Source organism: Shimazuella kribbensis DSM 45090, assembly GCF_000428065.1.
GTDB lineage: Bacteria > Bacillota > Bacilli > Thermoactinomycetales > Thermoactinomycetaceae > Shimazuella > Shimazuella kribbensis.
The window spans coordinates 252,784-278,122 of the sequence record NZ_ATZF01000002.1 but is presented as its reverse complement, the minus strand read 5'-3'; the positions used below and the strand labels follow the sequence as shown (position 1 = coordinate 278,122).

22 protein-coding genes are annotated in these 25,339 nt (G+C 37.8%); 18 read left to right on the top strand and 4 right to left on the bottom strand.

The features are described 5' to 3' along the window. Positions 1 to 3: 3 nt before the first annotated feature. A complete protein-coding gene (aepX, locus tag A3GQ_RS0104790; protein ID WP_028776089.1) occupies positions 4 to 882 on the bottom strand; it encodes a phosphoenolpyruvate mutase in 879 nt (292 codons plus the stop codon). A 548-nt stretch (positions 883 to 1,430) separates the two neighbouring features. Here aepX and A3GQ_RS0104785 point away from each other — a divergent pair. The 4 genes from A3GQ_RS0104785 to A3GQ_RS0104770 all read left to right on the top strand — a co-directional run bounded on the left by A3GQ_RS0104785 (position 1,431) and on the right by A3GQ_RS0104770 (position 6,171). After that, positions 1,431 to 2,279: a MurR/RpiR family transcriptional regulator gene (locus A3GQ_RS0104785; protein ID WP_028776088.1), complete on the top strand. Its 849-nt coding sequence runs from the start codon at positions 1,431 to 1,433 to the stop codon at positions 2,277 to 2,279. Positions 2,280 to 2,424: 145 nt separating this feature from the next. Further along, the gene (gene menC / locus A3GQ_RS0104780) at positions 2,425 to 3,540 is read left to right on the top strand and encodes an o-succinylbenzoate synthase (RefSeq protein WP_028776087.1); all 1,116 of its coding nucleotides are present in this window, start codon (positions 2,425 to 2,427) and stop codon (positions 3,538 to 3,540) included. Positions 3,541 to 3,561: 21 nt separating this feature from the next. Next, positions 3,562 to 4,986 carry a YfcC family protein gene (locus A3GQ_RS0104775; protein WP_028776086.1) on the top strand — a complete coding sequence of 475 codons (1,425 nt, stop codon included), beginning with the start codon at positions 3,562 to 3,564 and terminating at the stop codon, positions 4,984 to 4,986. Positions 4,987 to 5,046: 60 nt separating this feature from the next. Continuing rightward, positions 5,047 to 6,171 (top strand): M20 family metallopeptidase, encoded by a 1,125-nt coding sequence (locus A3GQ_RS0104770; RefSeq protein ID WP_028776085.1) that lies wholly within the window; start codon positions 5,047 to 5,049, stop codon positions 6,169 to 6,171. 498 nt (positions 6,172 to 6,669) lie between these two features. Here A3GQ_RS0104770 and A3GQ_RS0104765 read toward each other — a convergent pair whose 3' ends face one another. Further along, entirely contained in the window at positions 6,670 to 7,263 is a 594-nt protein-coding gene (locus A3GQ_RS0104765) for a TetR/AcrR family transcriptional regulator (RefSeq protein ID WP_028776084.1), read from the bottom strand. A 138-nt stretch (positions 7,264 to 7,401) separates the two neighbouring features. Between A3GQ_RS0104765 and A3GQ_RS0104760 the strand changes: the two genes are divergently transcribed. After that, positions 7,402 to 8,817 (top strand): cytochrome P450, encoded by a 1,416-nt coding sequence (locus A3GQ_RS0104760; RefSeq protein ID WP_028776083.1) that lies wholly within the window; start codon positions 7,402 to 7,404, stop codon positions 8,815 to 8,817. Between the two features lie 297 nt (positions 8,818 to 9,114). On the opposite strand, the gene A3GQ_RS0104755 is transcribed toward A3GQ_RS0104760, so the two are convergent. After that, entirely contained in the window at positions 9,115 to 9,450 is a 336-nt protein-coding gene (locus A3GQ_RS0104755) for a hypothetical protein (protein ID WP_028776082.1), read from the bottom strand. Positions 9,451 to 10,107: 657 nt separating this feature from the next. On the opposite strand from A3GQ_RS0104755, the gene A3GQ_RS0104745 reads away from it, so the two are divergent. Beyond that, a complete protein-coding gene (locus tag A3GQ_RS0104745; RefSeq protein WP_169818245.1) occupies positions 10,108 to 10,347 on the top strand; it encodes a hypothetical protein in 240 nt (79 codons plus the stop codon). Positions 10,348 to 10,427: 80 nt separating this feature from the next. On the opposite strand, the gene A3GQ_RS23420 is transcribed toward A3GQ_RS0104745, so the two are convergent. Continuing rightward, positions 10,428 to 11,252, bottom strand: a complete 825-nt coding sequence (locus A3GQ_RS23420) for an alpha/beta fold hydrolase (RefSeq protein ID WP_037463991.1) — start codon at positions 11,250 to 11,252, stop codon at positions 10,428 to 10,430. Between the two features lie 209 nt (positions 11,253 to 11,461). Here A3GQ_RS23420 and A3GQ_RS23415 point away from each other — a divergent pair, with 209 nt between their 5' ends. From A3GQ_RS23415 to A3GQ_RS23410, 12 genes are all read left to right on the top strand, one after another. Further along, positions 11,462 to 12,055, top strand: coding sequence for a TetR/AcrR family transcriptional regulator (locus tag A3GQ_RS23415; protein WP_051271212.1), 594 nt, complete (start codon positions 11,462 to 11,464; stop codon positions 12,053 to 12,055). 783 nt (positions 12,056 to 12,838) lie between these two features. Further along, a complete protein-coding gene (locus tag A3GQ_RS0104730; RefSeq protein WP_028776080.1) occupies positions 12,839 to 13,384 on the top strand; it encodes a helix-turn-helix domain-containing protein in 546 nt (181 codons plus the stop codon). 135 nt (positions 13,385 to 13,519) lie between these two features. Next, the gene (locus A3GQ_RS0104725; RefSeq protein ID WP_028776079.1) at positions 13,520 to 15,583 is read left to right on the top strand and encodes a hydantoinase/oxoprolinase family protein; all 2,064 of its coding nucleotides are present in this window, start codon (positions 13,520 to 13,522) and stop codon (positions 15,581 to 15,583) included. After that, complete coding sequence (locus tag A3GQ_RS0104720; protein ID WP_028776078.1) at positions 15,564 to 17,318, top strand: hydantoinase B/oxoprolinase family protein; 1,755 nt, start codon at positions 15,564 to 15,566, stop codon at positions 17,316 to 17,318. The genes A3GQ_RS0104725 and A3GQ_RS0104720 overlap by 20 nt, the downstream gene beginning before the upstream one ends. Before the next feature lie 133 nt (positions 17,319 to 17,451). Further along, a complete protein-coding gene (locus tag A3GQ_RS0104715) occupies positions 17,452 to 18,795 on the top strand; it encodes an MFS transporter (RefSeq protein ID WP_051271211.1) in 1,344 nt (447 codons plus the stop codon). Between the two features lie 35 nt (positions 18,796 to 18,830). Then, a complete protein-coding gene (locus tag A3GQ_RS0104710; protein WP_028776076.1) occupies positions 18,831 to 19,943 on the top strand; it encodes an S-methyl thiohydantoin desulfurase family protein in 1,113 nt (370 codons plus the stop codon). A gap of 131 nt (positions 19,944 to 20,074) precedes the next feature. Beyond that, positions 20,075 to 20,998 (top strand): proline dehydrogenase family protein, encoded by a 924-nt coding sequence (locus tag A3GQ_RS0104705; protein WP_028776075.1) that lies wholly within the window; start codon positions 20,075 to 20,077, stop codon positions 20,996 to 20,998. A gap of 497 nt (positions 20,999 to 21,495) precedes the next feature. Next, on the top strand, positions 21,496 to 22,065 hold the full coding sequence (locus A3GQ_RS0104695) for a bifunctional transcriptional activator/DNA repair enzyme AdaA (protein ID WP_028776074.1): 570 nt from the start codon (positions 21,496 to 21,498) through the stop codon (positions 22,063 to 22,065). A gap of 23 nt (positions 22,066 to 22,088) precedes the next feature. Continuing rightward, positions 22,089 to 22,640 (top strand): methylated-DNA--[protein]-cysteine S-methyltransferase, encoded by a 552-nt coding sequence (locus A3GQ_RS0104690; protein WP_028776073.1) that lies wholly within the window; start codon positions 22,089 to 22,091, stop codon positions 22,638 to 22,640. Next, positions 22,633 to 23,346, top strand: coding sequence for a 2OG-Fe(II) oxygenase (locus A3GQ_RS0104685; RefSeq protein ID WP_028776072.1), 714 nt, complete (start codon positions 22,633 to 22,635; stop codon positions 23,344 to 23,346). Before A3GQ_RS0104690 ends, A3GQ_RS0104685 begins: the two co-directional genes overlap by 8 nt. Positions 23,347 to 23,517: 171 nt before the next feature. Then, positions 23,518 to 24,336, top strand: coding sequence for an SPL family radical SAM protein (locus tag A3GQ_RS0104680; RefSeq protein WP_028776071.1), 819 nt, complete (start codon positions 23,518 to 23,520; stop codon positions 24,334 to 24,336). A gap of 500 nt (positions 24,337 to 24,836) precedes the next feature. Continuing rightward, positions 24,837 to 25,214 (top strand): hypothetical protein, encoded by a 378-nt coding sequence (locus A3GQ_RS23410; RefSeq protein WP_051271209.1) that lies wholly within the window; start codon positions 24,837 to 24,839, stop codon positions 25,212 to 25,214. The last annotated feature ends 125 nt before the right edge of the window (positions 25,215 to 25,339 follow it).

Below are 25,339 nucleotides of genomic sequence, written 5' to 3'. Positions count from 1 at the left end.
TGATCACTCCTGCGGTGGAAGATACTTTTTCTCCGCCTCTTTAAGCTCCTCCACTTCTTGAAGCCTGAAAACCTCTTCTATCGTAACAACATTACGTTCTACATGAATCAGGCTTTTATCTTCGTAAATTTGCTTGGATATTTTCTGCATGGCGTTAATCGATGTCCTAAGATTATGATTGGCCCAGATGGCAAGGCTAATTCCTAATTCATGAAAGCGTTTTGTCGGAGTAGAATAGTATTTGGTGGGAACAATGACAATGGGGTGTCGATCACTCCACTCTTTCATAAATAATTCAATTTCTTTTGTATCTGATCGCATGCTATGAATCAGAATAGCATCTGCTCCTGCTTGATGGTAAGCTTCTGCGCGATGCAATGCCTCCTTTAAACCCCATCCTGCAATAAAAGCTTCTACTCTTGCCACAACAATAAAGTCTTTGTTGTTTTGTGTGTCCTTCATTGCTTTTAACTTGCCGCAAAATTCATTTATATCAGCAAGCTGCTGAGTTTTGCTGTTAATAAAGGAATTGGTTTTTGGAAACAGCTTATCTTCGATACAAACCCCTGCTATATTACGTTGCTCGAGTTTCTTTACCAATCTTCTAGCATTATTGAAATTTCCATATCCTGTATCTCCGTCCAATAAAATAGGAATGGTTGTAGCATCACTCATAAATTCTAATACATCTAACACTTGAGTCCATGAGGCTTCATTATTGTCTCTTACTCCCAAGGCAGCAGAAATAGATACCCCACTAGCCCATATTCCCTTAAAACCAGTTTCTTCCACTATTTTCGCAGATAAGCCATTATGAGCCTCCATAATAAATTCTAGGTTTTTCGAATCAATTAATTGTCTCAATTTTGCTGCTTTGTCCATTTGTTCCCCTCCTTTAAATGTATCTTATGATTCGGAGGATAAGATGGAATCAGCTAAAATACCATTACATTATATTTATTTTCATAAAGCATTTTCGATTTAAAGGATAGACACACGCTAATCATTCACTGTTCCATGGGGAATTTTCTATTTACCTTCTGGCTATTTTTTACTTGAAAGAAAAAAGATGTGATAATTTGAGAGAAATTATTCCTAATCCGCTCGTTATACATGCCTTCCGCGTCTGTTGTAAAGAACACAAAGGACGCTTCTCTCGGTTTTTAACAATACCAAGCAAGGATCACCGAGAAGAGGCTCGGGATCGAAAGAGCGACTTCCAGCTTAACGGTTGCAAGTGTTTTTCTTTCTATTTTTCTGTTAACTAAAGATGCCGGTGATCAGCCAAAAACAGTTTAAAAAATATAATCACATTTAATAATGTGATGTACAAAAGTATTTTCCTATGATATATTTTTAATAAATCCAAAGGAAGTATTTGGTGCTTCTTTTTTAAATTGTGAAGCATTTAATGCTTCAAGGAGATAGTTATGAAAAATGTAACGTTTCATCAATTGATAAAAAATAGCTATAGCAATCTATCATCTGGACAAAAAAAAGTAGCTGAGTACATTCTCAGTCATTTAGATAAGGCTGCATTTTATACCGCTGAACAGATTGGTAGAGAAGCAGTAGTGAGTCAGACCACTGTGATTCGTCTGTCTTATGCCTTGGGATTCAATGGATTTTCGGAAATGCAAGCAAGTATCCAGCAAGATGTAATTGGGCAGAATTTAGAATATTCAAAGGAATCAGAGGCTTCTCCAACAGATACAGTTGATCCATTCGCCAAAATTATAGAAAAAGATATAACTACTTTGCGTGAGATGGTATCCCATTTAAATCAAGAGGATTTATTGCAAGCAGTTGACTTACTGATACAAGCAGATCAAATACTGATAGTTGGTCGTCGTACTTCTTATGTTGCAGCTCATTGGTTTGCTTCTTGTCTGAGTGAAATTCGTGATCAGGTGATAATGAGCACAGATATCTCCCAAACTTTGCCCAAGTTACTTTCGTTAACAGAGCGATCAGTTGTATTTGTTATCTCATTTCCACGTTATAATCATGAATCGCTGGATTTAGCTAACTATGCCAAACAGCGAGGAATCAAATTAATTTCCATCACAGATCATATATTATCTCCATTTGGTCGCATTGCTGATCTTACATTTACAACCAAAACTCATCTAGAGTCTGGTTCAACTGCAATCGCTTCTATCCTTAGCTTACTAAATCTATTTTTAGCTGGAATTAAAATGAAGATGGAAGGTCAGATTCAATCGAGAAGGAAGCAGTTAGAGCAACTATACTCTAGGTTTGATATGTTTTTGGAGTAAATACAATCCGCTTAAGTTGCCATTTCTTTTCTAGTTACCGTTCCTATCAGCAAAGGGCACTCCTTAACTGGCCATTGTATTACATCATCTGTAAGGAGGTGAATGTATAAGGTAACTAAATTAACGTTTTGAGGTGAACAAATTGATAAAAGTAGAGAAAATTGTAATCCGAAGAATGAAAATGCAATTAAAATCTCCTTTTCAAACCAGTTTCGGCACACAAATAATGCGAGAATTTTTACTGTTAGAAGCATATGCAGATGGTTATGTTGGTTATGGTGAATGTGTTGTGAACAATGCTCCGTACTATAACGAAGAGACTGTGCAAACAGCTTCGCATTTGTTGAAAGATTTCTTGATCCCAATCTTTTTTGATCATTATGAGATCAAACATCCTGATGAAATTAGTCAAATGTTTTTACCTATTCGACGCAATTTTATGGCGAAGTCTGCCTTGGAAGGATCCATTTGGGATTTATATGCCAAACAGCAAAACCTTCCACTTGCTACCGTTCTAGGTGGAACCAAAAAGCAAATAGAGGTTGGCATAAGTATTGGAATTCAAGAAAGTCTAGATCCACTTTTTCACTTGGTTGAGGATTATTTAAATCAAGGCTATAAGCGAATGAAAATCAAAATTAAACCAGGCAAAGATGTAGAAGTATTACATGCTCTTCGTCAAAAATTCGGAAATATTGCTATGATGGCAGATGCCAACTCTGCTTATACGTTGAATGATCTATCGATTTTTAAAGAATTAGATGACTTGCAACTGATGATGATTGAGCAACCACTAGCATACAACGATATGATTGACCATGCTACTTTACAAAAACAAATAAAAACTCCTATATGCTTAGATGAAAGCGTTTGCGGTTATGAAGATGCCAAAAAGGCGATTGATTTAGGTAGCACCAAAATCATTAATTTGAAGATTGGTCGAGTGGGTGGACTGACAGAAACTCGAAAAATCCATGATTTATGTCAAGAAAAAGGAATTCCTGTTTGGTGTGGTGGAATGTTAGAATCCGGAATTGGTCGCGCTCATAATATTGCGATTGCTTCTCTCTCTAACTTCACACTACCTGGGGACACCGCAGGTTCATCTCGATATTGGTATGAAGACTTGATTCAGCCAGAGGTGAAAGTGGACAAGGATGGCACCATTGCTGTACCAACCACTTCAGGGATTGGTTACCTCCCAAATTTATCAATGATAGAAAAATATACAGTTATAAAAGAAGAGTTCATAAGAGGATAAACGAAATGGGGGAAGTAGTGCATGCAGTCAGCAACAATAAAAAAAGAAAAATCTTCGCGCCTCAAGAAAAGACCAGATGCATATGTATTACTCTTTATTGTCCTAGTTATTTGTGCAGTGGCTACCTATTTAGTGCCAGCTGGTGAATATGATCGTAAAGAATTAGGAGATAGAGAAATTACCGTTCCTGGAACATACCATGCAGTAGAAGCAAACCATATTGATTTTGTTGATTTTTTTGTAGCGATCCAAGAGGGTATGGTAAAAGGTGCTCCCATTATTTTTCTAGTTCTATTTACTGGTGGTGCCTTACATGTAATTGAAAAAACAGGAGCACTGAATGTTGGAATTTCTCGGTTAGTCCATAAGCTTAGGAATCATGAAACATTATTAATTGTTATCATATGCTTCGTGTTTTCAATATTGGGAACCACAGCAGTCATAGTAAACTCAGTAATTGCATTTATTCCTTTAGGAATTATGCTGGCTCGAGCCATGAAACTAGATGCCATCGTTGGGGTAGCATTGATATACCTAGGAACATATGCTGGATTTAATGCCCCTGTAACATCACCTGTAACCCTTGGATTATCTCAAGAAATTGCTGATCTACCTTTATTCTCGGGGATTGAATTTCGGATTATTATCTACCTAGCCGTGGTGGCTGTAACTATTATATATATCTGTATGTATGTAAAAAAGCTGAGAAAAGATCCATCCAAAAGTATTCTAGGAGCCAATGCATTTCCAGGAGCTCTTGGAAGCTCTGAAGAAAAATTGGATCAAAATGCACCATTTACAGCACGCCATAAATTCATTATTGCGTTTACAACCGTTGTGTTGACTGCCTTTATCGCTTGTACTTTTTACTTAGAGTGGGACACAAAAGAAATGACCGCCACCTTTATATTTATGGCCATCGGAGTTGGTCTTATTGCAAAAATGTCCGCAAATGAAATAGCAAAAACATTTTTGCAGGGATGCCAAAAGTTGGTTTATGGAGCATTGATTGTTGGTATGGCTCGTGCAGTTGTCGTGATTTTGGAAGATGGGAAATTATTAGATACGATTGTATATGGATTGGCAACTGTTTTGGAACCTCTCTCATCAGTAGCGGCTGCAATCGGAATGTTTATAGGAAGTGGATTAATACACTTCTTGATCTCTTCAGGATCAGGGGAGTCTGTCGTACTGATGCCGATTTTTGCACCATTGGCAGATGTTATTGGTATAACTCGTCAAGTAGCAGTGCAAGCACTGATGTTTGGAGAAGGATTTGTAAACTGTATTAATCCTACTTCTGGAGTATTGATGGCTGTACTTGCAACAAGTGGAATTTCTTATGGAAAATGGTTGAGATTTATGTTGCCGCTTACAGCCATTTGGGTAGTGCTTGGTATGATTTTCCTTGCAATTGGCGTTATGATAAATTGGGGACCTTTCTAAAACAATCCTGCCCGATTGTTTTAGAAGGCTTCACACTGAAAAAAATAAGAGGTTGTTATGATGGATAAAATTTTCGAGTACATGCATATCCACCGAGGAGATATTTTATCTGATTTGGAACTACTGGTCAAATCTGAATCCCCATCCTTTGATAAGAAACAGGTTGATTTATGTGGAGATATATTACAATTTTTGATTCGAAAACATTTAGGTGTCCAACCAGATGTGATTTTACAAGAAGGAACAGGGAATCATTTAAGGTCTGTGTATGGTCAAGGTGAAGAGCAGATTTTGATACTTACTCATTTTGATACAGTTTGGGATGTAGGCAGACTCTCTTATCGGATGGAAGGTAATAAAGCTTTTGGTCCTGGGATATTAGATATGAAAAGTGGTATTATCCAAGCTATTTGGGCAATAAAAGCTTGCAAGGAATTGGATATGCCATTGAATAAAAAAATTGTATTGATGTGCACTTCTGATGAGGAAATTGGTAGTCATACATCTAGAAGTTTGATAGAACAGGAAGCTAAGAATAGTAAAGTAACATTGGTCCCAGAGCCAGCAGTAACACAAACAGGAGCTCTTAAAACAGGGCGTAAAGGAACCAGTGTATACAAAATGACTATTACAGGTAAAGCCTCCCATGCTGGTAATCATCATGCTGATGGGATTAGTGCCGTTGAGGAGATGGCTCATCAGATTTTGTTTTTACAATCCCTTACAGATTATGAAAAAGGAACTACGGTTAATGCTGGAATTGCAAATGGTGGAAATCGTATCAATGTAGTAGCTGAAAAAGCAGAGATTCATATAGATGTACGTATGAGCAATTTGCTAGAGGCAAAGCGCATCTCACACATGATCCATCAAGCTAAACCTCATCTTAAAGGGATCACTTTGGAGATTGAAGGTGGTGTCAATCGGCCACCAATGGAGAGAACCCGTCAAACAGAGGAGTTATTCCATGTAGCCAAGGAATGTGGCGATGAATTGGGACTGACATTGACAGAAGCATTTGTAGGCGGAGGAAGCGATGGAAACTTTACCGCAGCTTTGGGTATTCCTACTTTAGATGGATTAGGAGCTATAGGGGATGGAATACATGCAGAACATGAGCATATATTGATTGATCAACTCCCGGTTCGAGCCGCTTTATTTGCAAAGCTAATAACGAAACTTTAAATGTAAATTTGTATAGAATAAATAGGATGTAAGGACAGGTAATTTTTCATTTGCCTGTCTTTTTTTTGTTACATAGTTGCTTTAGCTGTTGATTATCAGGTCTGTTGATTTACCAAAATTAGTATAAATAAGTGTCATAAGATCGCTCATGAACAATCAAACAAGTCCAGTATCCACTCAGAAGGAAACTTAGGGTGGAGAATCGCGGATCGCTTAAATGCGGAGATATCGATTTTGCACATCCACCCATTAAAAACTAGCAATTAATATCATTCTGAATTTGGTGACCATGCTGATTTTTTCGATCAACATGGTCACTTATCGAATGTCTTAATTCTTTATTTTTTACTCCTCATTCACCTAGAAACACATTCAGCTTACAGAGTTAATTCTTTCAGGGCAGAGGGCAGCCGATTTGGCAAGTGAACATCATGAAAGCATGAAAGAGAAAGTAGTACAATTTTTAAAATATAGGAGTGCATAGCATTTCTTATGTGATTATTTTTCTGTTTGGGGTCTCCCAATGAGACCATAGTACAACAAATGATCTAAATCTCGAAGCATGGATGGATTGGTTTGTGCAAAAAATCCCGGTTTCGCTAAAGCTTCTTTAAACATGTGAATATAAAACAGTATCGATTCCAACGAAACATCAGGATGAATAGAACCTTCTTTTTTTCCTTCGTTCACTAGCTTTGTGAAAAATGGGCGTGTTTTCTTTTGATAAAACTCTTCCATAAATGCTTTGACAACAACATTGTCCAAGTGACTTTGTAGTGAGTTTATCTGTATATTTTTCGCTGTTTCTTCTTGATCGATCATGATGCGTTTCATTTTTTTATGAAAAGGAATATCTTGCGATAGGATAGTTTCATACTCTGCTATCCTATTTTCCATGATAAAAAACAAGGTACTACGAATTAGTTGGTCTTTACTTTCAAAATAATTGTAGATGGTTACGGGTGAAACATTTGCTTTTTTGGCAACCTCTGCAATACTCATCTTTTTTGCACCGTAGTTACAGAGTAAATCAAATGCAGTTCTTAAAATTTGTTCTTTTTTCTTTTCCGTACGTAGTATGTATCCGTCCATACGCTCTCCACCTCGCAAATGAATGATTTGTATATTTATAATAATTTTTATTCAAAACATATTCTCTTTCTGTTTATTCTAGCATAAAATGAATAATACGTACTAAATTAATTCATTTCAATCAAAAGAGGTGCCCTTATGAGGGATAAAAACCGCATAAATAGTACAGATGACTCGAAATATATATCTGGTCCACGATCCTTATTTGGATGGCGTATGAATATGCTTCGATTCTATCGCAACCCTTTTACCTATTCCCGTTGGTTATATGATGAGTATGGAAAAATCGTTGCGCTGGGTCAAGGAGATAGTCCCACCTATGTATTTGCTTTTGGTCCTGAATATAACCAACAGATATTGACTGATCCTGATTTGTTTGAAATTAGTTCTTCTCTATTAAAGGTACCAGAAGATTCTCTACTTGGAAGAATGTTTTATAATAATTTAATTTTAATGACAGGAGAAAAACACAAAAAACATCGTCGACTCATGCAACCCGCTTTTCACCGACAACAAATTGTATCCTACTGCAACGATATGGTTCAACTAACTGATCTACTTGGAGATGATTGGGAAAAAAAAGCTCAAATCGAATTGAATCATGAAATGAAAAAATTGACACAGCGAATTGCTGTAAAGACCTTGTTTGGATTATATAACGAAGAAGAACTGGATCAAATGGGTGAGTACATTCATAAGATGACAAAATCTATGCTATGGATTACCCTTATTCCTGTTAATATTCCAGGGACTCCATATCACCAAGCCGTACACTGTGCGGAACAATTGGATACGAAAATTCGAGCAATGATTGCAAGAAAACGATTGGAAACAAATGCAACAGATGTACTTGCATCGCTCGTACAGGCTCGTGATGAGGATGGTACTCAGCTGAGTGATGAAGAACTTGTTGGTCATGCTTTTACCCTATATGTAGCAGGTCATGAGACAACAGCTAATGCCTTAACTTGGTCGATCTTTCTACTCAGTCAGCACCCGAATATCCTAACAAATCTCTTAGAAGAGTTAGATGGAGTACTAAAGGGAAGTGATCCAACTCTCGAAAAACTTGCTTCTTTATCGTTACTAGATGGTGTGATAAAAGAGAGTCTTCGTCTGTTACCTCCTGCAGGAATTGGCGTACGGATTACTTCTCGATCATGTGAGTTAGGCGGTTTTACGATCCCCAAAGGAACCAATGTCTTCTTCAATCAAATGATCACTCATCGGTTACCTGATCTTTACGAGGAACCTGATCGTTTTAAACCAGAACGCTGGAGTTCCATCAAACGATCACCATACGAATATCTTCCTTTTAGTGCAGGACAACATATGTGTATTGGTTGGAATTTTGCTACACAGGAAATGAAGGTAGTTCTGGCAAGACTTCTACAACGGTTTCGTTTCGCTTTGATTCCAGGTTCAAAGATTTCTCCTAATATGATGATGAGACCCATTCATGGAATGCCAATGAAAGTTGTTCTACAAGACGGTAATTTCAGTAAAACTTCAGTAAAAGGTAAAATAAATCAATATGTTAACCTTTCGTTCTAATGGAATATGGAATAGGGTTCGATTCCAACAAGAAAACCAGTACATATAGTTACAGTACTGGTTTTCTTTTAAGCCTTTATATTAACGAAAGATCGAACGATTGAGTTTGCTTTACGATTAGTGGCTGGTCTAATGATAAAAGAAAACAAAGTGAGAATCATTCAAAACGTAAGGGGGCAAGAAAATAGCCAAATAATATATCATGAATAATCAGTCAATTGTGAACTTGTTGTCCTGCACGAATTCTTCTTAGAGCCGTGCAGGACAAGGTCTCCATGTGGAGAGACGAGCACAGGATCAGGCGACGGGAACCACTTCACCGCTCTCGTCGAACGTCCACCAGTCGGGGCCTGTGAGCAACGGCTGACTGAAGGCGTCGGGGTCGTCCAGACGAGTCGAGATCGAACTCACACAACCGTACCATGTCATCTTCTCTACCTGGAAACAGTTGTTCTGATGGTCGATGATCAAAGAGAGACCTCCCCCCTTGATTGTGGTGGTGGTGCCGTAGTCGGGGATGACATCCTTGACGTCATCAGGGAAGAAATGGACGCAGCCGGTCCCGAAGGTGATGTCCACCGTGCTGGAGCTGTTTCCCTTGTCGGGCTTGATCTGAACCTGAATCTCCGACATTGAATGCCTCCTGTTATTAGACTCATTGACCACGGATTGGTCCACTAATACTACTGTGCAGCAGTGCTCTTTTTCGCAATGCTAAATGAGACTTATTTAAAATATAACATAGATTAAAACAAGGTTTATATAAGTGATTTCTTATTTTTATAAATCATTCTCATAACTTGAAAGAGAGGTGAGATCATGTACAAACCAAAGAAAATAATCAAACAACGAGAAGCAAAATTGATGTTTGATCATAATAGTGAAGTATTTTGGATAATTTTTAAAAAATAGGAAAATTCAATAATATTAGTTTCTTGGAATTGTATATTTTAATTCAGTAGGATATCCAAACTTTGAAAATAACCGTTTTTTCAGGAACATTGGTATATGTAAGCTTAGAGGATTACAAACAATTATCTTTTACAAAAAGTTGTCTAGTTTCGTGTTGACTATCCAATTGATAAGATCGAACAGGGTTGGCATAACAACGGGTATGTACAGGTGTCGGTCGACGATTTCATGCTGTTCGTTATCGCCCTGAAAACTACCCCTAGAGTTCTGCTCACCCCTCTCAAAAGCGGGTGGTCGGATGAAACTCTCTTCAATTCCAATGAGAGGGATCTACTGAGGCAATCTCCCACCTTGAAAGTTGCTGTAAATGTGGAGGCGATGAGACTTGCAAAAGGTCTAAGTCAAGTTCAACTTGGCAATCTAGTAACTGAGCTGGGACTACCGCTTAATCATACTCAGGTTTCCACGATTGAGCGGTGTGGGTACAAAAAGGGAGTGAGTGTTGATCGCCTAATGTTTTTGGCGAGGGCACTTTGCCCCGAAGTGACTGCTCAGCAGTGGCTACTCACTCCATCTAGCAGAGAGGGAGTAGATCAGCGGTTAGAGAACTCTCGTTGATTCCCTCTGGATTGAAAAAGATAACCATTTGATTTGATTTCCATTTAGGAGGAAAGATAAAAATTTCATTCAAACCTTTCTTATCCTTTGAGATCGTTTTTTAGAAGGAATACATTCGTATCAGGAATAAAGCGTTTATGAGTGAAAATATGATTGTGCAAACATTTAGGGTAAATTATGAGTTGTGATTGCGGAATTTGTTTTGCTGTTTGTACCACCAATTCTAATGGGTAAACAAAGTCATATTCTCCTCCGATTATCAAAGTCGGTACAGCAATTTCTTTTAACCTATCCCCGATATCAAAAGTATCCTCGGCTGCTAAAGTGACTATCATATCTGTATACTGTTCTGCTCGACCTAGAGGCTCTGTTATCCACATCGTTGTCCCCATCATACATTGACCAATTTTTGATTTTGCTAGTATAGGAGCAAGTGATTTAGACGCTTCACGATATCTACCTTTTATAAGCGATTCAGCATATTTTCTTTGAACTTCTTTTCCGATTTGTCCAAGTTTAAAAGCGGTTCCAGCAACAATTAATCGTCGCAGTAAAACAGAATGATCTACAGCTAATTGTAGTGCAATTGTTCCAGAAGTGGAGAATCCTAAAATATCAACTGGGCAGCTAAATTCACTTTGAATTGCCTCAGCATAATCTTCGGCTAGGTCTGCTATTGTTGTACCAGAGGGAAGTTCAGGTCTTCGACTAATGGAATAAACGGTAAAGTGTTGTGCATACGGTTTAAGCATTCGCAATTCTGCCCAACGCGCGATTCCCTTTGAATTTTCGTTCGATGGCATAATACCTCTTAAAACAACAAGAGGAGGACCTTCTCCAAAGCACAAATAAGGATACTTGCCTAAAATATATCCTTCTTGGATTACCATTTTTCGCTTAGGCATATTATTTTCCTTTCATGAGGCAGCTATTTCGATAGAAATGGCACTCAAATGTCTTTTGTTTGTATAAAGAAAAAGTAAAGTAATTCCATATCATTGATTTAACATTTGAAACAAATTTATATAATTGTTACACTTATGATATAAGGAAGACAATGAAAATACAATAGATTTTCGTATCTTTTATTTATAAAGAGAAGGTGGCATGATTAGTGGATAATCAGCAACAAAAGGGCGGAAAAAAGAAAGATGCTATTTTATCTGCGGCTATAAGCTTATTTCAACAATATCATCCAAATAAAGTGAGTATCCGTGATATTGCTACGAAAGCGAATGTATCTGTAGTAACCATATACAATCACTTCAATGGCAAAGAGGGTTTGATTTTCGAAGTTGTTAGAAAAGTAGTTGAACAGCAAATGGGAAGGTTTAAGAGGATCGTAGAGGGCGGCGAATCTTTTCCTGACAAGATACAGTCTCTTATTTTTAATCAGACAGAATCATTGAATGATTTTCATGCCGACTTTCTAGCATTTATTATGTCAGAACCTATCATACAAGAATATCTGATCGAGACACATCAGAAAACTAGTAGCCATATGCTTCAAAAATTGATAGAACAAGGGAAAGAAGATGGCTATATAAATTCCAATTTATCCATTTCATTAATCATGAATGTGTTTGAATTATTTAGAAGAGATCTTACTTCTAAAGATAGCCTTTTATTGAGTGATCCTAATGATTATGATAAAGTTTTTGAAATCATCATTTATGGGATTGCAGGAAAAGATAGAGAAGAGAAGTGAAAAGTATAAATAGAAGTATTAAATGAACACTTTTTAGTTTTATTTTTAAGGGTGAATATTACAACAGATAGAATGGACCTATACCAATTCCATCAATATGGGTTAAATAAATAACCTAGTATCGTAAGGGATGGGCAAAGCATGATTAGTGACAGCACATTTTTACCATCCAGCAAGGCCATTTACAACTGATTAACAGATACCACGCTCATGACCAAGGTCACGGGCGTGGTATTGATTTTGTTCAGGATAACGAAGCCTTTCCTTGCATGGTGATTGGCAAGGGGTAATTAGAGTCCAAAGTGCGGGAATAGACAATGCGTTGGTTAGGAACAATTCCCTGACAGTGTGTTAGAGGTAAAAACTTCTCCTGAAGATCCGGCTTGAGTGATCTTTTCCCGGCTCCAATTCGGGTAGCAAGATATAAAAGTAAAAATAGGATATGGGTTAGGGATATTCACCAATTTTTAAAAGGGGAAGTATAAAACCTCCAAAAGGCGGTTAGTTGTATACATTACAGATAACGGTGAAATGTCTCTCGTTTCTTGTTTATAACTTGATGTAATTCAGCTAATATCTGTCAATCAAAATTAATCCAGCGCCCTATAATCTAAGGCTTGATTTAAAACTAAGTACAGATGAATTTCTTGCACAAAAACAAAAAACCAATTTTAATTCAAGAACATATTGACAACAAATAAAAGATCTAATACATTGTATTCAATATATTAAACGAAATTCAATATATTGAATATGCCGAGCTGAAAGGAAGATCAACAAGTAATGGATGAAGTACATGAAAAGATCAAAAGTTTACGAATGGATCGTAAATTAACGTTGAAAGAATTAAGTGAAAAAACCGAGCTATCAAGCAGTTTTTTATCCATGATCGAACGTGGTTCTTCTTCGTTAACTATTACATCTTTGAAGAAAATTGCTGATGCGTTTGAAGTAGACATTTCTTATTTTTTTGACAAACCTATTAGCAGTACAAAGTTTTATGTGAAAAAGAGTGAACAAAAAAAGTTTCGTATTGAGGGTTCAGATACATCCTATATTCGACTTAGTGGTAATTTTTCAAGCCGAACCCTTGAACCGCTTGTTGTCGTCCTCCAGCCTAATCAGCAAAAAGATAACGATTATAGTCATGCTGGTGAAGAATTTTATTATGTATTAAAAGGTCTCGTCCGCTTTAAGGTGGATGGTGAAGAATTTGATGTAACGGAAGGAGAATCTATTCATTTCCCTTCCCAGATTCCACATGATTATGAAAATCCTTTAGAGAAAGAGTCGATTTTGTTATGTGTGTTAACACCTATTCTTTTTTAATAATGGAAGAAAGTTTAACTTCGCTAAAGCGATAAAATTTGCGATCTAAAGTATAGGAGTAATTGTGGTATTCCGCATTTGGACTCAACGGCATGCTGTGTTTTTTTAAAAAAATAAGTAGCTAGAGGTGAGAAGATGAGAGTAGCAACAGATGTCGGAGGAACATTTACTGATCTTGTGTATGTGAAGGAAAATGGTGAGGTTGGATTTGCTAAAAGCAGTACGACACCGCCTCGCTTTGAAGAAGGAGTACTAAATGTTTTAAAAGAAAGTCAAATTTCATTAGAAGAAATAGAAACATTTATTCATGGAACAACAGTGATTATTAATGCATTGACGGAACGAAAAGGGGTAAAGACAGGTCTTATTACAACAAAAGGCTTTCGTGATGTCCTAGAAATTGCCCGAGGGAATCGTCCTGATTTATTTAACGTCCGCTATCAAAAACCAGTACCTATTGTGCCGCGTTATTTAAGAAAAGAAGTAGAAGAGCGTTTGAATTATAAAGGTGAAATTGTTACACAGTTGGATAAAGAACAGCTAAAAGAGATTATAACCGAGTTTAAAAACGAAGAATTGGAAGCGGTTGCAATTGCTTTTTTACATTCATATCGAAATCCTGTTCATGAAAAAGAAGCCGTAGAGATGGTTAAAGAGCTTTGGCCGGAAGTTTCCATTACCGCTTCATATGAAATGACAAAAGAATGGCGTGAATATGAACGGACGAATACAGTCGTTATGAATTCATATGTGAAACCAATTGCCTCTTCTTATATTAATCGTTTAGAAGAGAAGCTGGCAGACAAGGATGTCACGGCCAAAAAGTATATTATGCAGTCAAACGGAGGAACCACTACATTTAGTTTGGCAAAAGAAGCCCCGATTAATATGGTCGAATCCGGTCCTGTTGCGGGAGTTTTTGGCTCTGCTATTTTAGGAGAAATTATTGGAGAGAAAAATCTGATTGCATTTGATGTTGGTGGAACAACAGCAAAATGTTCCTTAATCGAAAATGGACAGGTAAAAATCACTACGGATTACCATATCGAAAGAACAGAGAAATGGGCAGGGTATCCGCTGAAAGTTCCAGTCGTAGACATTGTGGAAATTGGAAACGGGGGAGGATCGATTGCTTGGCTTGATCCCGCCGGCTCGTTACGTGTGGGTCCACATTCAGCAGGTGCGGTTCCAGGTCCAGTTGCATATGGACAAGGAGGAGAAGAGCCAACTATTACGGATGCTAATTTAATTACAGGACGACTTTCTCCAAAGAACTTCACTTATCCGGTAGATTTGCAAAAGGTAAAAGAAGTAATGGAAGGGAAGATTGCAAACCATTTTGATTTGAAAGTAGAAGAGGCAGCACTCGGGATTATTCGTTTAGCTAACTCCAATATGTTAAATGCATTAAAACTTATTTCTGTCCGGAAGGGATATGATCCACGTGACTTTACGATGGTTGCGTTTGGGGGAGGAGGACCACTCCATGCCACTTTTCTTGCAAAGGAACTAGGTATTCGTAGAGTGGTTATACCTGTAGCTTCCGCAGTTTTCTCCGCATGGGGAATGTTAATGACCGATTTGCGTCAAGATTTTATTAAAACATATGTAAAACTGTTAGATGGTACAAATCTAGACGAGATGAATATAGAGTGGAGCCATTTGGAAGAACAGGCTATCAAGCAGTACGTACAAGAAGGAATGGAAGAAACAAATATTATTTTTTCCAAGTATGCTGATATGCGATATGTTGGTCAGGAACACACGGTAAAAGTGCCGATACCAAATGAAAACTGGAGTCCTGAAATGATTCAGCAAATCATTGCTTCATTCCATACACTGCATGAGAAAACCTATACATTCCAACTTCCTGAAACACAAGTGGAAGTTGTCAATCTTCACCTTACCGCTTTCGGACGTGTGAACAAACCGGAAATCAAAAAAATAAAAGAGACAACAGAGAAACATGCACCATTGAAAGAAATACGTAATGTTTTTTATGAAGAAACTGGTTGGGTGAAGACGAACGTATACAGCCGTAATGAATTAGCACCTGGAATGAAGATTTCAGGACCATCGGTAATTGAGGATCTTATGTCTTCTATCCTTTTGTATCCAACACAGGAGTTAGAAATAGATAGTTACGGGAATTTACTGATTTACAATAGGGGGATGGAAAATGCAAAATACGAAAATTGATCCATTCACACTGGAAATCGTAAAAGATTCACTAACCGCCGTCGGGGAAGAAATGTTTTATACATTAGGAAGAACATCGATGAGCCCCATTATTTATGAAGTTCTTGACTATGCAACGGGCCTTACAGATGCTAAAGGTGATTTGCTCACACAAGGAAACGGTGTCGCAGGTTTTATTGGAATGCTTAGCTTTATGGTAAAAGAAACAGTGAAAAAATTTCAAGATGACCTAAAGCCTGGAGATATTATTATCATCAATGATTCTTACAATGGTGGGGGTTCCCATCTATCCGATGTGGGTCTCGTTATGCCTATCTTTTATGAAGAGGAACTCGTAGCATTTTCTGCAAACAAAGCACACTGGACCGAGGTTGGAGGAAAAGATCCAGGTTCGTTTACAAATGATGCGACGGAAATTTACCAAGAGGGGTTGCAATTTCCTTGTGTGAAGCTCTTTGAGGAAGGTAAATTGAATCAAGCTTTAGTCGATATCATCCAAGCAAATGTACGTCTCCCTGAGCTCTCCCTAAGCGATATGTGGGCGCAAATCGCTTCCTTGAGAATCGGTGAAAGGCGCTTTCTAGAACTGTGTAGAAAATATGGAAAAGAGACAGTGCTACAAACAACAAAACATTTATTGGACCAAGGTGAGATCATTTCCAGAAGCATCATTCAATCCCTTCCTAACGGTGATTATTATGCAGAGGATTATATTGACACGGATGGACTTGGCAATGGTCCTTTTCAAGTTCAAGTAAAGGTAACGATTACAGATGACAATTTTGTATGCGATTTCAGAGGCAGTCATCCGCAAGTTCCTGGTCCAATCAATTGTTCATACACGACCTTAGTTTCGGATGTACGCACGGTATTTTTAGCCATCACGAATGATGATCAGCATATAAATGATGGTGTGTTTCGCCCATTGGAAATTATTACAGATCCAGGCTCGATTTTTTCTGCCGAACGACCTGCCCCGATGTCCGTATATTGGGAGAGTGGTTCGATGGGGGGAGACCTTGTCTGGAAAGCTCTGGCTCCTGTCATTCCGTCCAAGTTGCCTGCGGGTCATTTTCTTTCTGTATGTGCGGTAACACTATCTGGGAATCACCCAGATACAAAAAATCCATTTTTAATCGTGGAACCATCATTAGGTGGATGGGGAGCTGGGAATGATCAAGATGGTGCAAGAGGACAATTTTGTATAGGGGATGGTGAAACATACAATGTACCGGTTGAAATAGCGGAAGCTCGTTATGGAGTGATGGTGGATGAATATTCGCTAAATGCTGATGGTGAGGGTGCAGGTGAATTTATTGGCGGTGCAGGTGTTATTCGATCCTACCAAGCTTTAACGGACGGACAATTTGCGACAGTTACTTTTGGTCGTCATAAATATGTTCCGTGGGGATTCAACGAAGGGAAAGATGGTTCTCCGAATCAATTTTATGTTATGAAGAAAAACGGTGTGGTAGATGGCCCATATGGCGTTTATGCGCGATATCCATTAAATAAAGGAGATGTACTTAAATTGGTTACTGGTAGTGGGGGAGGATATGGACATCCGTTTGCCAGACCGATTACGAAAGTTGTGGAAGATGTCAAAAATGAATACATTACCGTACATCAAGCGAAAGAAGTTTACGGTGTAGTTCTTGATGAAGGAACATATGACTTGATGGGTCTCTCATCTGCTCGTAAAGAATGGGAAGAAAACATAGAGAAGCGCATTTAGTACTATACAGTTACATGAGCTGAACCTGCTTAAAGGAGGTGGAACAGCTGCTAGTGAGAGTATGGGTTTATTCTACAGGTAGGTGTGTATTACTTGGTTGAGACTAATGGAGTAAAAGGGAGTGACATGGCAGATGAATGAAAAAGTCAGGAGAGACACGGATCAAATAGTAAGAGTGGGAGAACTCTTTAACCACATGCCGTTTACAAAAAAGCATTTTTTTGTAGGTATTGTCCTCTTTATCATTTCAGTTATAGAAGCTTGGGAAATGATGTTGATTATTTTTATCAGCCCCAATATAGCAGGGGAATTTCAATTATCGGATCTACAAGTTGGGTCTCTTATCGGTTCTATTTATTTTGGGATGATTCCAGGAGCATACATGTGGGGGATTATTTCCGACAGGATTGGAAGAAAAAATTCCTTGATCATTAGTCTACTCGGATTTAGCATCGTTTCCGCAGTTAGTGCCTTTTCGGTAAATTTTGAAATGCTCTATGCCTTACGATTTATAGCTGGTTTAGCTTTAGGAGGAGTCATGGTAGCAGGATATCCGTATTTTGAAGAAATGCTGCCTGTAAAACAACGTGGCCGAGGAATTGTTTATCTTTCAGCAGGATGGCCTATAGGTACTTTGATGGCACTTGGTGTTACATCACTTTTATTAGATAGAGAAGGTCTGATTGGTGGATGGCGTGCTGTTCTTATTTTAAGTTCGCTTGTTGGTTTATGGGCTATATTGCTACGGAAAATTCCTGAATCTCCCTATTGGTTGGCAGGGAAAGGGAAACAGAAAGAAGCGAAGCAATCCATCACTTATTTAAGTAACGGACAGATTAAACTGGAAGAGAAGCAAACATTATGGATTCAGCCCATCGAAAAAGGAAATTACACCTCGATTTTTAAACGAAAACTGTTAAAGTTAACAACCTATCAAACCATTGTAAACTTTGCTTTTGCCTTTGGATACTGGGGTTTATATACATGGCTTCCGACCTTACTAGCACAACGTGGTTTAGCTTTATCTGATAGCTTAACATTTCTTGCATTGTCCACGGTTTTCCAAATTCCGAGTTATCTAGTTGCTTCTTCCTTAACAGGTCGATATGGACGTAAAAAAATCATGATTATATTTGTATTGTTAACTGTCATTTGTGGATTTGGATTTGCATTTTCATCCAGTATGGTTCAAATGTATGCTTTCTATTTTGGTTTATCGTTTTTCAGTTTAGGTGCATGGGGCGTTTGGAATGCTTGGTTCGGTGAAATTTACCCAACGAATTCTCGCTCTGCTGGCTATAGCTTCGGTGCAGCTGCTCAACGCTGGGCTAATGCGTTTGCGCCATCTATTATCGGTATGGTTATCGGTATGGGGTGGGCTTTTGGGCAGACGATTTCATTTGTACAAGCATTTGTGGTAATTACTCTTATTACCATTCTGTTTATTCCAGAAACGGAAGGTGAAGTTTTGGAGTAAAGGTGAGAGTGAAATTGGGGAGGAGAAATTCATAGTTGAGAACGTTACATTTACAAGAGGTGGAAGACATATTATATGGAGCCTGTATTTACGGAACAGGAGGAGGTGGAAGTCTGGATGAAGGTCTTGCATTAGTTCGTGAGTTGTACAAGGCAGGCAAACAGGTTACCATCCTGACTCTGGACGAAGTGAAAGATAATTGGTTGATTGCATCACCATATTATGTGGGATCTGTTGCTCCACCATCAAAAGAAGTTTCTAAACGGCTAGAAAATCTTCCAATCATTAAGGAGAATGTCTCAACAATTGCGGCTAGGGCACTACAGGAATACCTTGGCGAACCGATCCAAGCCGTCATAGCTACTGAGTTGGGAGGAAATACAGCTTGGGCAATGGAAACAGCAGCAAGCTTGGGTGTCCCGTTAATAGATGCTGATCCAGCTGGACGAGCTGTCCCTGACCTTGCTCATACTACTTTTAACATTTTTGATGTTTCCATTACTCCCTTTTCCTTAGCGAATAAATATGGAGACACAGTAATAGTGGAAACAGCAGTTAATCATGATCGTGCCGAACAAATTGCACGCTCATTTGCTACCATTTCAGGTAACTTTTCAGGGGTGTGTGATCATCCGATAAAAGGAGAGAAGTTAAAAAATTCTGTTATTTCTGGAACTTTGACACAAGCTGAACGGGTAGGAAGAGCCATGAGGTTGGCAAATGATCAAGGTGATTCCCCTGTAAATTCCGTTATCTTAGCTGGTAAAGGGGAACTTTTAATAGAAGGAATTGTATCGGATGCAACGTGGGTAGATACAGGTGGATTTATAGAAGGCAGTATAACTGTAAGATCGATAAATAATGATAGAAAAAATACTTCACTAAACATTTGGTTTAGAAATGAATATATGATAGCGAAACGTGGAGAAGAGATTGTATCCATCATTCCTGAACTAATCGTGATTCTTGACAGAAAAACAGGGATACCCATTCTTAACCCTAATTGTACAACGGAGATGGATGTAGCGGTAGTGACTTTTCCAGCACCGAAAGTGTGGGAGAGTGACAAAGGATTGACCATTTTTGGGCCTGAATATATAGGATTGGATCGAGATACCTATTTTAAAGCAAAAAAAGAAGACAGTTAGTTATCTTAAAGTATAAAAATAGCAGGCGAAAACTACTAGCGTTTAAGGAAAAGGTGGGCAACTTCTTTCGAGTTGCCCACTATAAAATTATTCCATTCATATAGGAACATATCATCTCGGGGGGATAATCCATGTTAGCAGCGGTTTCAAAATATATTTTCCTTTACGCTTCCCAAAGTAAAGGGTTAAATAAAGCAGCGAAAAAATGGGGCCTTAGATTTGGAGCTTCTCAAGTTGTGGCTGGAGATACGATCGATAGTGCTGTTAAAAAAGCTCAAGAGTTAAATAAAAAGGGCTTGATTTGTACAATGGATCATTTGGGGGAATTTGTTTCAAGTAGAGAAGAAGCGATAGAAGCAACAGAATATAACGTAAGGACGTTAGAAGCCATCGCCAAAGCTGGAGTGAATAGTAATTTATCTGTAAAAATGACCCAACTGGGATTGGATATTGACCGAAATTTTTGCGTTAGAAATATGCGCCAAATTCTAGAGACAGCCAAGCAACACAACAATTTTGTCCGAATTGATATGGAAGATTACGCGCATTGTCAAATCACGTTAGATATCCTGAGAGAATTACGTCAAACATATGATAATGTAGGAACCGTGATTCAGGCCTATTTATTTCGAGCTAACCAAGACGTGGAAGAGTTAAAAGGGACTTCTCTTCGTTTAGTCAAAGGAGCTTACAAAGAATATCCTGAAGTTGCTTATCAAGAGAAAGAATACATTGATGTAAATTATATGAGAATCATTGAAGCGCATTTGCTGAGCGGAAGCTATACGGCAATTGCTTCTCATGATTATCATATCATTGCCAAAGTAAAAGAATTCGCTCAAAAACATCATATTCCACGTGACCAATTTGAATTTCAGATGTTATACGGATTTAGAACAGATATCCAACTAAGCTTGGTTCAAGAAGGGTACAAAATGCGTGTTTACATTCCTTTCGGCAATGATTGGTTTGGATATTTTATGCGACGGTTGGCAGAAAGACCACAAAATGTAGCTTTTGCTCTTAAAGGACTCTTTTCCAAGAAGCCGAAGTGAAGTTCCATGTTCTTCTTTTTTTAGTAACATGTTTTTCATCATTCTTTATCAGTTGCTGGTTCTAGTTCTATGAATTAGAAGCCTCTCTGCAAAATTTTATCATTATCCGGATTTATTAATCCGTGATAACTCCAGAAATGGTTATAAACAATGATTTTAATGAAGAAATCGATGTGCATTTTTTAGGATACCAACCAATTTCATGCGGAAAGAGATAGACCATATAAGAGCTTCCGAATATCTGCATAACTATTAAAATTTTAGGTATTTTTTGTGATTCAACAATATCCAATCACTAACCAAAGAAAAAACTGTAATTTAATATAGAAATATAGTAACCAGTAGAATACCTTCTGCTGGATTTTTTGACTTTATTTTAGATAAGAAGATCATAGTGAAACCATAATATAATTCATTTTCGATATCTTGCTCTTTCATCCGTAAGCACTTACATTCCCTCCATGAGTGGGAGTATACTGTGTAAACGAGGTGATCATATGAAAGAAGAAGCGATGACAGATGGGAATTTATCAATGGAACAATGGCAAGCAATTATGGACAATGATACATCTTATGATAAGAAATTTTATTATGGAGTCCAAACTAGAGGAATTTTTTGTCGTCCATCATGTAAGTCACGACCACCCAAAAAGGAAAATGTAAAGATTTTCGAAAATCCACAACAAGCTTTAGATGAAGATTATCGCCCATGTAAAAGATGCAAACCAACTGACAAGCAGTTACCAGCTGAAGAATGGGTGGACCAAGTTGCAACATACATTGATACAAATTTTGCTGAACATCTCACGTTGCAAATACTAGCCGATTTATTTCATGGAAGCCCCTTTCATTTGCAACGAACATTCAAACAAATAAAAAGCATTTCTCCAACGGAATATATACAAGAAATAAGAATTTCAAAAGCCATGGAATATCTTACTGCATCCGGTTTTTCCGTGATGGATATTGCCCTTGCAGTAGGTATTTCCAATATGGCATATTTCGGGACCTTATTTAAGCAAAAAACGGGATATACTCCCACAGCATATCGCCAACTAAATAACTAAAAACTTGATGGAGGGATCAGAGCATGAACACATCAAAGAATAACCAACTGGTATATTGGACACATTTGATTCACGGAAATTGGGATATTTATCTTGCTGCAACGGAAAAAGGACTTTGTTATGTTGGTTCTCAAAATCAATCATCTGATGAGTTATTTTATTGGACTCTTCAACATCTTCCGAATTACGTATTGGTACAAGATGAAGAAAAAGTAAAACCTTATGCAAATGAATTGATGGAGTACTTTCAAGGAGAACGTCAAACCTTTACAATACCTGTTGACCTGCATGGTACACCATTCCAATTATCTATTTGGGATGCATTATGTAATATTCCTTATGGACAAACTTACTCTTATTCCGATATTGCAAATCATATTGGAAAACCAAACGCAGTACGCTCAGTGGGATCGGCTATCGGTGCAAATTCAGTTTTAATAGCTGTTCCTTGTCATCGTGTTATTGGTAAGAATGGTGCACTAACAGGTTATCGAGGCGGATTGAAAATGAAAATGAAATTACTGTCTTTGGAAAAAGAACGATCAAATGTAGAAAGGAAGACTACAAATGCCTAATTCTATAGAAGATCGTATTGCATCCTTGAACTGGAGTGTTATTCATCAAACATTAGATGATCAAGGCTATGCCAAAATTCCAGTTTTGTTGGACGAGCACGAGTGTCAAGAAATTATCCGTATGTATACAGAGGCATCCTATTTTCGAAGCACAATTAACATGGAAAGGTATCGATTTGGCAGGGGAGAGTATAAATATTTTCGGGCTCCTCTTCCTGCTATTTTGCAGCAATTACGAACAAATTTTTATAGTGAACTTGCAATAGCAGCTAACCGGTGGCTGAATTATTTAGGTAAAGATGCCATCTATCCAACCAATCATTCGGATTTTCTAGAGCAATGTCATCAAAAAGAACAGGTGCATCCTACACCACTCATTTTAAAATATGAAGCTGGTGGATATAATTGTTTGCATCAAGATTTATACGGAGAAATTTATTTTCCATTCCAAGTTTTATTTGCATTGAATCAACGAGAAAAAGATTATACTGGTGGGGAATCTCTATTAATAGAACAACGACCACGTGCACAAAGCAGGGGACATGTGATTACTTTGAAACAAGGAGAAGCTCTTATCTTTCCGACCAATCATCGACCTGTTTCGGGAACCCGCAGGTATTATAAAACTACACTTCGACATGGAGTAAGCACCATTCTGTCTGGAATGAGATATGGTTTAGGGATTATCTTTCATGATGCAAAGTAGAAATTAGCGATTCATCTTTAAATTCTAGATAGAGAAAGATGGTAGAACAACTCTCAATCTTTATAGAAACATATGACATTGAGTTCATATATGACGGAATATTCAGTTGTTGAAGTTTATGGGAAACTAGCAAGATATATGGAGCTGATAGAGTGAGTTGGAGGATTTGGTGTGAAAAATATAATTTTTTACAAATACCCAAAAACACTTATGAATAAAGGCACCGGATTCCTTTCTGGTTACAGTCATTCCCTCAATCCCTACACAGGTTGTACTTTTGGGTGTTCTTACTGCTACGTACGTCAAATGCCAGTGTCTACATTTAGTAAAGAGGAATGGGGAACGTGGATCAATATAAAAATGGGTGCGGCAGAACTCCTTCAAAAAGAGCTTACAAGAGCCAAGAAAAAAGGAAAGGTAACCATCTTTATGTCATCCAGTACCGACCCTTATCAACCAATTGAATTAAAGGAAGAGGTCACAAGGTCTCTATTGAAAGTAGTGGTAGAAAATCAGCCTGACTTTTTATTTGTGCAGACCAGAAGTCCTCTTGTTCATAGAGACATTGATTTGCTTCTTGGTTTAAAAGATCGAGTGCGAGTCAGCATGACGATCGAGACGGATCGAGAAGACATTCGAAAACATTTTACACCCAATGCTCCACCGATTTCTGCTAGGTTAAGAACACTAAAATTATTGGCGGATGCAGGTGTACCAACCCAAGCAACAATTGCCCCTGTCTTACCGAGTACCGAAGCTTTCCCAAACGAATTAGTGAAAGTAACAAACCGTGTGTGTGTAGATGATTATTTTATGGGAGACGGAAGTGGGGGGAGGCGTACGAATAATTTAGGTATTTCTTTGATGTACGAAGAACTGGGTTTAGCAAAGTGGTATAATCCTACTGCGTATCGGGTGGTATATGACAGATTGCGGAAAGTATTTGCTGAAGATCAGGTCTACTTGAGCCAGAAAGGTTTTTTACCTTAATGGAGGAGTTGTACGATTTTCATTTTTAGATCATTCTCTCGCCTTGAGTTTCGAATGAAGCTCGACTTGGTCATGCCGAATGAACTTGCGAATGCTTCGTTCTCATAGTAACCGAAGCTCAGGAACCACTCGTTAGGATCTTTGGTGACGAGAGTGATCTGGTCACTTTTGATCTCCACGAAAAAGCATTTAATCTCTAAACACTAAGAGATTAAATGCTTTTGAAATTATGATCATATACCGGAATCTATCTTTCGGACTAGAGTACGAACCGGACATGGAGTTGATGGTGAAAATACAGCATTTTTGCATATCCACTCCCTGAATTGTCAAACTCTAAAAAAGCTTTTCTGTTATCAAGACTTGTTTTTATACTAAAATATCTTATATAATACTCTTTTTCTTAAATAATCCTATTTATTATTAATTTTACATTTTTTAGTCATAATGATAATATTTGAAATAGAGATGCAGTTCTCTCTTTTGTCTACTAATCTTTTATGAAAGAGGTGAAAGTTATGTCTGCAGATGTAGGTCTTGATGTTAGTCTAGATGTACTTGGAATAGCAAATGCCATTAAAGATGCAATTAAATCGGATGATAATCGGTCGGGATTTGTGAAAAATTTAATGGAACAAACATTTTATGCTGCTGGTCAACAATACAATGTAATGGCTTTTAACTTGAGCCAAGAGTATGAAGATCATTTTAACGGAGTTAAATTTTATGCTTCAGCAACATATGATAGTGTCGTTTATGGAATTTGGGCTTTTGAAGATGGAGAATTTACCAATAAAGGAGATGGTGGATGGATAAATTGGGCTTTTAGAGGCTGGTTTGATCGTGATGGTGGTCATGTAAAATTTAGTCGCCCATAAATTCTTATTTTTTTTGTGTTCTTGCAATGGATCATTGAGCGTTGGATCATCTTGAGATACAACCGTCAAAAGCGTACTGAGTTATTACGAAAATATATCTTAACCCTGTTACCTAAAAAAACACA